Origin of the sequence: Bradyrhizobium sp. sGM-13 (assembly GCF_018398875.1) — a bacterium.
In the GTDB taxonomy this organism is placed as follows: Bacteria; Pseudomonadota; Alphaproteobacteria; order Rhizobiales; family Xanthobacteraceae; genus Bradyrhizobium.
In genome coordinates, this window is the sequence record NZ_JAGWDK010000400.1 from 1 (window position 1) to 247 (window position 247).

The following is a 247-nucleotide window of genomic DNA, read 5'->3' on the forward strand; positions in this document are numbered from 1 at the left end:
AGGTTGACGACCTGCGAATCAACCGTCGGTTCAGTGACCTCGTAGGAAGCCGTCACGACCTGTCGGTCGAAATCTTTGCCGAGAAACGCCTTGAAGGCGTTGACGTAGTCTTTGCCGAGGTCGTCGTTCTGATAGAGGATGGCATACTTGGCGTTTGGCAGCGTCTTCGTCAGATATTTGGCGTAGATCTTTCCTTCGGTGTCGTAGCTGACAAGACCCGTCGTCGTCAGCGGGTAATTCGCGACGT

Annotated in this window: 1 pseudogene; it reads right to left on the reverse strand. The window is 54.3% G+C overall.

The annotated features are described in order from the left end of the window. A pseudogene (locus KJQ96_RS39425) lies at positions 1 to 247 on the reverse strand (branched-chain amino acid ABC transporter substrate-binding protein); the annotation flags it as partial.